This window comes from Dysgonomonas sp. GY617 (assembly GCF_015233815.1).
Classification (GTDB): Bacteria; Bacteroidota; Bacteroidia; order Bacteroidales; family Dysgonomonadaceae; genus Dysgonomonas_A.
In genome coordinates, this window is sequence record NZ_JADCLR010000001.1 from 74,973 (window position 1) to 85,296 (window position 10,324).

The 10,324-nt window shown below is 39.0% G+C and carries 9 protein-coding genes and 1 pseudogene; 9 read left to right on the top strand and 1 reads right to left on the bottom strand.

The annotated features are described in order from the left end of the window. Positions 1 to 65 precede the first annotated feature (65 nt). The 9 genes and pseudogenes from IR022_RS19900 to IR022_RS00245 all read left to right on the top strand — a co-directional run. Positions 66 to 755 carry a rhamnogalacturonan acetylesterase gene (locus tag IR022_RS19900; protein WP_373419315.1) on the top strand — a complete coding sequence of 230 codons (690 nt, stop codon included), beginning with the start codon at positions 66 to 68 and terminating at the stop codon, positions 753 to 755. Positions 756 to 776: 21 nt separating this feature from the next. After that, positions 777 to 1,088 carry an L-rhamnose mutarotase gene (gene rhaM / locus IR022_RS00210; protein ID WP_194202169.1) on the top strand — a complete coding sequence of 104 codons (312 nt, stop codon included), beginning with the start codon at positions 777 to 779 and terminating at the stop codon, positions 1,086 to 1,088. 6 nt (positions 1,089 to 1,094) lie between these two features. Further along, positions 1,095 to 2,360, top strand: coding sequence for a rhamnogalacturonan acetylesterase (locus IR022_RS00215; RefSeq protein ID WP_194202170.1), 1,266 nt, complete (start codon positions 1,095 to 1,097; stop codon positions 2,358 to 2,360). A 154-nt stretch (positions 2,361 to 2,514) separates the two neighbouring features. Continuing rightward, entirely contained in the window at positions 2,515 to 3,756 is a 1,242-nt protein-coding gene (locus IR022_RS00220) for a glycoside hydrolase family 105 protein (RefSeq protein ID WP_194202171.1), read from the top strand. Positions 3,757 to 3,761: 5 nt separating this feature from the next. Continuing rightward, positions 3,762 to 5,900 (top strand): DUF4450 domain-containing protein, encoded by a 2,139-nt coding sequence (locus IR022_RS00225; protein WP_194202172.1) that lies wholly within the window; start codon positions 3,762 to 3,764, stop codon positions 5,898 to 5,900. Between the two features lie 6 nt (positions 5,901 to 5,906). After that, complete coding sequence (locus IR022_RS00230; RefSeq protein WP_194202173.1) at positions 5,907 to 6,737, top strand: hypothetical protein; 831 nt, start codon at positions 5,907 to 5,909, stop codon at positions 6,735 to 6,737. A 5-nt stretch (positions 6,738 to 6,742) separates the two neighbouring features. Further along, the gene (locus tag IR022_RS00235) at positions 6,743 to 7,408 is read left to right on the top strand and encodes a GDSL-type esterase/lipase family protein (RefSeq protein ID WP_194202174.1); all 666 of its coding nucleotides are present in this window, start codon (positions 6,743 to 6,745) and stop codon (positions 7,406 to 7,408) included. A 120-nt stretch (positions 7,409 to 7,528) separates the two neighbouring features. Continuing rightward, positions 7,529 to 9,013 carry a glycoside hydrolase family 28 protein gene (locus tag IR022_RS00240; RefSeq protein ID WP_194202175.1) on the top strand — a complete coding sequence of 495 codons (1,485 nt, stop codon included), beginning with the start codon at positions 7,529 to 7,531 and terminating at the stop codon, positions 9,011 to 9,013. 97 nt (positions 9,014 to 9,110) lie between these two features. Further along, positions 9,111 to 10,043: pseudogene (locus IR022_RS00245) on the top strand (glycoside hydrolase family 43 protein); the annotation flags it as partial. Positions 10,044 to 10,060: 17 nt separating this feature from the next. Here the strand turns inward: IR022_RS00245 and IR022_RS19905 are convergent. Beyond that, positions 10,061 to 10,324, bottom strand: a 264-nt coding sequence (locus IR022_RS19905) for a GNAT family N-acetyltransferase (RefSeq protein ID WP_242052987.1), incomplete at its 5' end; no start/stop codon positions are given.

Here is a 10,324-nt window from a genome sequence, read left to right on the forward strand (position 1 = left end):
CATCCCGTCCTCAGGAAATAGTCTCGGGAAGTTCACGTAAAAATACGATAGCCCCGGTTCTGTTCTTGATTGGAGATTCTACGGTTAAGAATGGAAAAGGAAACGGCGATAACGATCAATGGGGGTGGGGTAGCTTTTTCGAACAGTTTTTTGATAGCACACGAGTGTCTGTCGAAAATCACGCATTGGGAGGCAGAAGCAGCCGTACGTTTTTCACCGAAAACTTATGGGATAAAGTATTGCCCGGAATTCAGGCAGGAGATTATCTGTTTATACAATTCGGGCATAACGATGGAGGTTCGTTAAATACAGGTCGTGCCAGAGCATCACTCAAAGGTATTGGCAATGAATCGGAAACCGTAATAATGGAACGTAACGGAGGACCCGAAACCGTCTATACATTCGGTCATTACCTGCGTATTTATATTCGTCAGGCAAAAGCCAAAGGAGCTTATCCTGTGGTGCTATCGCCCACGCCTGCAAATTTTTGGACAGATGGTAAAATGAATCGTATGACCGATACATACATTAAATGGGCAAAGGAGGTTGCAGCACAAGAAAATGTTCCTTTTATTGATTTGAATAATCTTACAGCACAAAAATGTGAAGCCTTAGGTCAGGCAAAAGTAAAGGAACTTTATAAAGATAATGTACACACTACTCGGGATGGTGCTTTGATGAACGGGCAATCTGTAATTGAAGGACTGGTGGCTTTACCCGATTTCGGACTGCAAAAATATATTATTAGAAAATAACAATCTTATAAAACAGTGGCTATGAAAAGAGAAGGATTTATAATGTACTTAAAGCCCGGAAAAGAGGCTGAATACGAAAAACGTCACAACGAAATATGGGATGAATTGAAATCTCTTCTGAAAGAAGCAGGTATCAGCGATTATAGTATTTATTGGGATGAAGAAACCAATGTTCTGTATGCCTCTCAAAAAGTGGAGGCAGGCTCTTCCCAATCGTTGGGAGAGAATCCGGTTGTTCGTAAATGGTGGGCATATATGGCTGATATAATGGAAACCAATCCCGATAATTCGCCTGTATCGAAATCATTGAAAGAGGTCTTTTATTTAAAATGAGGAAGAATGAAATCAGTACTTATAATATTTCTGGGAGTATTTGGACTCTTAAGCCCTGCTATGGCAATAGATTACAAATTTTATTTGGCAGAAGGGAAAAAAACGAAAGGTTTTACTTCCGTTGCTCCTCATAAAATATATATCGAAGGCAGTTATGGCTACGATTTAGGTACACTCCCTAAAGATGGAAAACCGTTCTTCTTTTCTGTAGATGTTCCCGAAGGCAACTATTTGGTAAAAGTCGTATTGGGGAGTAAAGATTCACCCGGTAATACAACCGTAAAAGCTGAGTCTCGCCGATTAATGCTTAAAAATATCCCAACCGAAAAAGGTGAATTTGTAACACATGAATTTGTTGTAAACATCCGTAATACTAAGATTTCAGAAAACGAATCAGTCAAAATAAAACCCCGTGAAATAGGGAAACTTATTTGGGATAATAAACTGACACTCGAATTTAATGGCGACAATCCATCAGTACAAAGTATCGAAATTAAATCGGCTGATAATCTGGTAACACTGTTTTTGGCAGGAAACTCAACCGTTGTTGACGAAGCCAACGAGCCCTGGTGCGGATGGGGACAAGCTTTTCCGCTTTTCTTCAGTTCGAAGGTGGCTATTGCTAATTATGCCGAATCGGGTGAGGCGGCAAATACATTTGTTTCGTCTAAACGTTTTGAAAAACTGCTGACCAAGATCAAAAAAGGAGACTATCTCTTTATCGAGTTTGGGCATAACGATCAAAAACAAAAAGGAGAGGGTAAAGGTCCTTATACGAGCTACACGAGTGACTTGAAATATCTGGTCGATGAGGCTCGTGCAAAAGGAGCAATTCCTGTATTGGTAACATCCATGCACCGCCGTAGTTTCGACGAAAACGGAAAAGTAATCAATACACATGGCGAATATCCCAATGCTGTGCGCCTATTGGCAAAAGAAGAAAATGTTCCTCTGATCGATCTCAATAATATGAGCAAAACGCTTTATGAAGCATGGGGAGTAGAAGGCTCTAAGAAAGCATTTGTACATTATGCAGCCGGAACATTTCCCGATCAGGAAAAAGCTTTGGAAGACAATACACACTTCAATCCCTATGGAGGGTACGAGATTGCACGTTGCATAATCAAGGGTATAATTGAATCGAATCTGCTCATTGAGAAATATATTAAAAAGGAATATCGGGATTATGATCCGGCTTATCCTGATGTTTTCGAGACATTTCATATTCCATTGACACCTTTTTATTCGACAGTTAAACCCGATGGAAATTAAGGTTACAGAATTTTAAACGCAAAGTCGCAAAGGTTTTTTCGGTTCGAAGATTACAAACAAAATCATATCGGCTTTGTGTTTCATCAAAAATGCGACTATAATCCTTTATTGAATTTAATAAACAGGTCTGTGACCTTAAATTTATAATATCTATATGAAAAGACGACTATTAACTGTATGTGGGATTCTTTCGTTAACGTTTGTAACGGTATTTTCTCAACAACGTACCGATGAAGAATGCATAAGGGCGGTAGCCGATAATATATTAAAAGAACCTGTAACTCAGTTTGTCGGGGCGAAAACAGGCAAAACATATAACAGCACCAAAGACATACCTAAAGGCGAAGATGTGAAGTTTAAAAGTCCGCTTTCCGAGTGGCATTATTCCAATGGAGTGCTGGATATGAGTATGATAAATCTGGGCGAGTATCTCAATGACCCCAAGTATATCAACTATGCAAAAAATCATGTCGTATTCGGATTCGCTAATTATGAATATTTTAAGAATACCTTTCGTAACGATCGCAAGCATTGGCACTGGCCTTTCGGTCAGCTCTGGAATATGAAAGAACTGGACGATTGCGGAGCAATGGGAGCTGCCGTTATCGAAGTATATAACTACGATTCTAAAAAGCAGTACAAAGAATATTTCGAAGCAGCAGCAAAGCATATCATGCAAGGTCAGACCCGTTTAGATGATGGCACATTGTGTCGCACCTTTCCCCGTGAGATGACGGTTTGGGCTGACGATGTTTATATGAGCGTTTCTTTTCTGGCTCAAATGGGAAAGCAAACAGGCGATACGAAATATTTTGATGAGGCAACCCGTCAGATTCTGAATATTTCGGGTTATTTGTGGAGTCCCGAAAAACAACTGTTCTATCATTGTTATTATACCGATCTCAATCGTAACGGAGTTGCATTTTGGGGACGTGCCAATGGTTGGATTACCGTTTCATTGGTTCGCTTATTGGATGTGTTACCCAAAAATTACAAAGTCAGAAAACAGTTAATCGATTTACTCGAAAAGCAAATCGTAGGAGCATCCCGTTATCAGAACGAAAACGGAATGTGGAATCAGTTATTGGATAAACCCGAATCGTATGACGAGTCTTCGGTTACAGCCATGTATGTATATGGAATTGCCAAAGCGATCAACGAAGGCTGGTTGGATGATACGTACCTCAGAATAGCTCAATTGGGTTGGAATGCACTGAAAAAAGACCAGATAACCGAAAACGGACAATTCAAAAATGTGTGTGTGGGTACAGGTATTACCGATGATCTGCCCTTCTATTATACCCGTCCCGTAGGCGAAAACGAGAAGCACGGTTTAGGTTTGATTATTGATGCAGGAGTTGAAATACTGAAGCTGAATAAGAGAAACAAGAAATAATAGATATGAAGAAAATTATCAGTCTTCTGTTTATTGCTTATCTGATGATACCTACCGTAGGGGCATTTACTGTAGAGCCTGATATGTTGTGGACAAAAAAAGTAGGAGCCAGACAGTACCTCAAAAATACGAAGGTTTTCAAAGTGTCGGATTATGGAGCAAAAGCAGATGGTACGACTTTAAATACAAAAGCCATTCAGAAAGCGATAGATGTGTGTGCTTCATCAGGAGGTGGAATTGTTACCTTCGAAAAAGGTAAATACCTGTCAGGTTCTTTGTATCTGAAAGAGGGGGTGAATTTTGAAATACCAAAGGAAACCATACTTTTAGGAAGTACCGATATAGAAGATTACCCCGAAATAGATACCCGTGTGGCAGGTATAGAGATGCGTTGGCCTTCGGCTCTGATAAATGTACTGAATCAGAAAAATGTAATGCTAAGCGGTTCGGGCATCATACATGCACAAGGTAAAGTGTTTTGGGATGCGTATTGGAAAATGCGTAAAGAATATGAAGTCAAAGGGTTGCGTTGGATTGTTGACTATGATTGTAAACGTCCCCGTACTTTGTTGATTTCCAATTCGGAAGATGTGACAGTTCGAGACCTTACCTTTCAGCAAGCAGGATTCTGGACTATTCAATTGCTTTATTCTTCCTATTGTACTGTCGATGGAGTAGTGGTTCAAAACAATATAGGAGGGCATGGACCCAGCACGGATGGCGTAGATGTAGATTCCTCGTCTTATATACTGATCGAAAATTGTGACATAGATTGCAATGATGACAATTTTTGCCTCAAATCGGGTAGAGATGCCGATGGTTTGCGGGTAAACCGTCCGACTGAATATGTAGTGATTCGCAATTGCCTGTCTCGCTCAGGAGGAGGGTTACTTACCTGTGGCAGTGAAACATCGGGAGGTATCCGCTATATTCTGGCTGAGGGGTTAAAAGCGAAAGGTACAAATGTAGCTATCCGTCTGAAATCGGCAATGAATAGAGGCGGGACTACCGAGTATATTTATATTAGAGATGTAGAATTGGAAGATGTAAATGTGGTTTTCGAAGCCAATGTAAATTGGAATCCCGCTTACAGTTATTCGACATTGCCTAAGGAGTACGATAATAAAACATTGCCCGCTCATTGGGTGAAGATGTTGGAAAAGGTAGATGCAAAGAAAGGTATTCCCTCATTTAGAGATGTGTATGTTTCTGATATTAAAATAAAGGACTCTCGAAAATTATTGGAAGTCTCAGGAAGTAAAGAAGCCTATATGCAGGACTTTTATTTCGATAATTTGCAGGGAGACGTAGAAACATTAGGTAATATCTCTTTTGCGAAAAATATCGGATTGAAAAATATTAACGTCAGAACTTCTGATGATAAGCCTGTATCTATAACTAACAGCAACAATCTTAATTATCCGAAAGATGCAATAGGCAATAATCCTTTTCCATACCAACTGAATGGAAAAAGCGATAATGTTAAAATACTATTGGATAAACATCCCGAATCAGCTTTCTATTTTCCCGAAATGGGAGGTAATCTGAAATTTGGGATTATAGGTGCACAAACCGATAAATGGCTGAGCGATTTTAACGAAATAAAAGTACAACAGCCCGATAAAAGGTCATGGATTTATACCCTGTCCGACCCGTTAATAGGAAATGGGAAATTGGTAATAACAGTTGTCTCGCTCTCTCGATCAGACGGTGTAATAATAGAAGTAAATCCGCTGGATATTCCTCAAAACTTAAATCTGTTTTGGTCTTATGGAGGTGCTTATGGTAAAATATTGCCCGAAAACGAGCACGGTCGGTTAAAACCGATTTATTGCCGAAACAATGTTTTCAGTGTCGAGCGAACAGCTTTTACCCTATATTATGGTGAAAGTATGAGGTTGAAAACTGTGAATGCAGTGATGCCTGTAACATCCGAAATACGTTTGTCGGATGCCCATGTGCAAAACTCGCCACAAGCCTTTTTCGAGTCGGGAAAGAAAACCGATTCGCCCGCTTTGGCAGCCTCTTTGCCTTTGATCAGTAATCAGAAAGAATATTTCTGCATTTATAAACAAAACGAAAAAGCAGATTATAATCATTTTATGCTGCCGGATTTATTTAAAGACGAATTTCAAGAAAAATAACTATTTATGAAATGGTTACTTTTAGGATATGCACTTGTTTTCATGTTTTGTCGGGTTCAAGGGCAAACAGAGCCGATGGTATTTAAGGTATTCTGTTTCCCTTCCGATAAAGTTCCGATAATGGATGGAGATACTCACGATTGGGATATAGTTCCACTTGATTATTCGATAGGAATCGACCAGATGACAGAAGACGAAGGTAAATATTCAGAATCTGATAAATCTACATTAGACATTCAGGTAAAAATAGGCTGGTCGGCAGGACAGAATCGATTATATTTTTTGTATGAAGTATACGATAACTATTGGTCGTTTACCAGAGATGATATAAATGTTGATATCTTTGAGGTAGTGGTAGATGGAGATCGTTCGGGAGGTCCTTTTATTGATAAATTCTATCCCTTCAAAGATATTACAAAAGAAGAGGCATGGGATTTATTTCATGGAAGACACGCTCAGAATTATCATATTTATACACCTCCAAAGAACGACGATTGGTGTATGTATTGGGGACCGCAACAATGGTTGAAAGAAAAACCATACTCCAATTATGCATACAAATATGATTTTAAAGAGGGTGAAAGCGGAAAGCTGACCCTCGAATTTTATATAACGCCATTCGACTATGCTTCGCCAAAGGGAAGCAAGTTTTCGGTAGAATCGGACTTGTATGAAGATAAATTGATAGGTCTTTGTTGGGCGGTAATCGATTATGATAATAGCGAAGGTAAAGCCAAAGATGGATTTTGGAATCTGTCACGCCATCATACTATGTACGGAAATGCTGATGAACTGAGAACTTTCAGGTTAATGCCTTTAGAAACCAATAAGAATTGATTATTATGAAAAAACTGGTTTGTATCTTTTTAGCTTTCTTTTTTATACTGTCTGTAACAATTGCCCAAGATGGTCGGATTCGTGTAGCTTGTATCGGTAATAGCATTACCGAAGGGGCAGCAGCCAGCGACCGATTGAATAAAGGTTATGTGGGTTTGTTGAGACAGATGTTGGGTGATAAATACGACGTGCGTAATTTTGGAGTAAGTGGAGCCACTGCTTGCCGTAACACCTATAAACCATATGACCAATGTGAGCTGTTTTTGGAAGCAAAGAAATTTCAACCCAATATTGTGACTATTGCTTTGGGTACAAACGATTCGCAACCAAGAGTATGGAACAGTGAGGCTTTTGCCGAGAATTTTGAAAAGGATCTGACTTATTTGTGTAAGGAGTTTGCTAATCTCGAATCTAAACCCAAAATATATCTTTGCCTGCCTATGCCTATCATTCCGAGTGAGAAGTGGCAGCATCAGCCCAAGGTATTATCGGACGAAATATTACCTAAAATCAGAAAAGTAGCACAAGAGTTTGGATATGAAATTATTGATTTCTATACACCATTGATCGGAAGAATAGATTGCTATCCCGCGGATGATATGCTGCATCCTAATGACTTAGGACATTTGATTCTTGCAGCACAAGTGTATCCTAAAATATATTCGAAATAAGCTAATCTTAAGATGGTTAATGTCTTAGACCTGTTTTTATGTGCATTCTCAAAGGACAGATATATAAGTCTGCCCCTAAAAATGCGATGTTGTATTAACCACTTGTTATTACTCATTTATATGAAAAAAAACATATTCATTTTTACTATCCTTTTTTATTTTGTTGGCAATTTGTTTGCGTTAACATATAATGTACACGATTATGGTGCAAAAGGGGATGGAAAACAAATAGATTCTCCTGCTATAAATAAGGCTATTGACGCAGCTGTAGCCAATGGAGGCGGAATGGTGTTCTTGCCTGCGGGAACTTACGCCAGTTATTCAATCCGTTTGCAAAGTAATATTCATTTGTATTTAGATGCGGGTGCGGTCATATTGGCTGCTTATCCTAAAAAAGACAGTGGTTATGATTTGGCAGAGGGGAATGAGCATAATAAATTTCAGGATTTCGGGCATAGTCATTGGACGAATAGTTTGATATGGGGAATAGGTCTCGAAAACATATCTATTAGTGGACAAGGTTTAATAAACGGACAAGGTTTGACACGTGAAGAAAGTCGTCTTTCGGGAGTCGGAAATAAAGCCGTAAGCCTGAAATTATGTAAGAATGTAACTATTAAAGACGTTTCGATGTTGAATTGCGGACACTTTGCATTGCTTGCTACGGGTGTTGATAACCTCACGATAAGTAATGTAAAAGTAGATACAAATCGCGATGGTTTTGATATTGACTGTTGCCGTAATGTACGTATATCAGACTGTTCGGTAAATTCGCCTTGGGACGACGCTATCGTTCTAAAGAGTAGCTATGCATTAGGCTTTTTTCGGGATACCGAGAACGTAACTATAACCAATTGCTTTGTTAGTGGATTCGATAAAGGTTCGATGCTGGATGCCTCTTTTCAGCGGGACGAACCGCAAGCCCCTGACCAAGGATATGTGACGGGACGAATAAAATTTGGAACAGAGTCGAGTGGGGGCTTTAAAAAAATTACCATCTCTAACTGTATATTTGAGAGATGCAGAGGCTTGGCTCTCGAATCGGTAGACGGTGGAAGTCTAGAAGATATCACGATCACCAATATTACTATGCGTGATATAGTGAATACGCCTTTCTTTCTGCGTTTAGGTTCTCGTTTAAGAAGTCCGAAGGGTACACCTGTCGGAAATATATCGCGTGTGATTATCAGTAACGTAAATGTTTATAATGCCGATTCTCGTTATGCAAGCATAATAAGCGGAGTGCCCGATCATCAGATTAATGATGTTCTGTTGAGCAATATTAGAATATTGTATAAAGGTGGAGGAACTAAAGAAGATGCACAATTACTGCCTCCCGAAAATGAGGCTCTGTATCCTGAACCTTGGATGTTCGGAACGATTCCAGCTTCGGGATTCTTTATTCGCCATGCTAAAAATATCGAATTAAATAATGTGCAGGTTGGTTTTATGAAAGAAGATTATCGCCCGTCATTATGGATAAAAGATGCTGAAAATATTCGCTTGATAAATTATCGTGCCAAAGTAGCTAAAGGGGTAGAACCTTATGTTTTACACAACGTAGAGGGCTTTAAAGTTGAATTGAGCGAAATTACAGAGTTTTAAGGTGTCAGACCTTTTTATTGCTTTGGTAAGTAATACATTCAGGGTCTACCATAGATATAAAGTGTATTATTAAATATATTCTTTTACTTATACAGAAATGAAAAGAAAAAATATTCCTTTTATTGTTTTTATATTGGTTGTGTTGCTGATTACAAGCACCATAAGCAGTACAGCAAAAGATGTTTATCTGTTTTCTTACTTTACGGGTAAGTCTGAAACGGGTTTGCATTTGGCTTATAGCTACGATGGCTTATCATGGACTCCTCTCAATGAAGGCAAGAGCTATTTGTTGCCTGTTGTGGGTAAAGATAAATTGATGCGTGACCCTAGTATTGTACAAGCTCCCGATAAAACTTTTCACATGGTTTGGACTACGGGCTGGCACGATGATATTATAGGATATGCCTCGTCCAAAGACTTGATTACTTGGTCGGAGCAAAAGGCAATTCCTGTAATGACTCACGAACCGACTGTTAGAAACTCTTGGGCTCCGGAGCTGTTTTATGATGAAGCTAGTAAACTGTATTATATATTCTGGGCATCTACTATTGATGGTCGTTTCAGTGAGGTCGGACCCTCGGAAGATGGTTTAGATCATCGGCAGTATTATGTAACAACACCCGATTTCGAGACGTTTTCGGAAACTAAGCTTTTCTTTAATCCCAATTTTAGTGTGATTGATGGCGCTATCTTAAAGAAAGGAAAAGAGTATTTCCTCTTTGTGAAAAATGAAAACAAAACACCTCTCGAAAAGAATATAAGAGTAACTGTATCAAAGGATATAAATAATTTTCCGGCAGAAGTATCCGCTCCTATTACGAGTAGTTGGGTAGAAGGACCTGCTCCCTTGCAAGTAGGTGAATATATCTATGTTTACTTCGATAAATACCGTGAGGGAAAATATGGAGCAGTACGTTCTAAAGATGGTAAAACGTGGGAAGATGTTTCAGACTTGGTTACTTTCCCGAAAGGAACACGACATGGAACAGCCTTCAAGGTATCCGAAAGTGTATTAAATAACTTGTTGAAAAATATGAAATAGCAGTTTTATAAAATCAGTTGCCAAAACTCAACATCAATCAGTTTATTGAATTTCAATCCCGATTCTTTAAAATTACCGACTAATTCGAAATTGAACTTCTCATGGAGTTTCTGACTAATAGGGTTGGGTAGAGAAATAACTCCTATCAAAGAATGAATGTTTATTTCTCTGGCTTTGTTGATCAGTTCGGCATATAGGATTGTGCCTAGTCCTTTCGCTTGAGCCTTTTCGTCAATATATACGCTTGTTTCTAAGGTGATATCGTATGC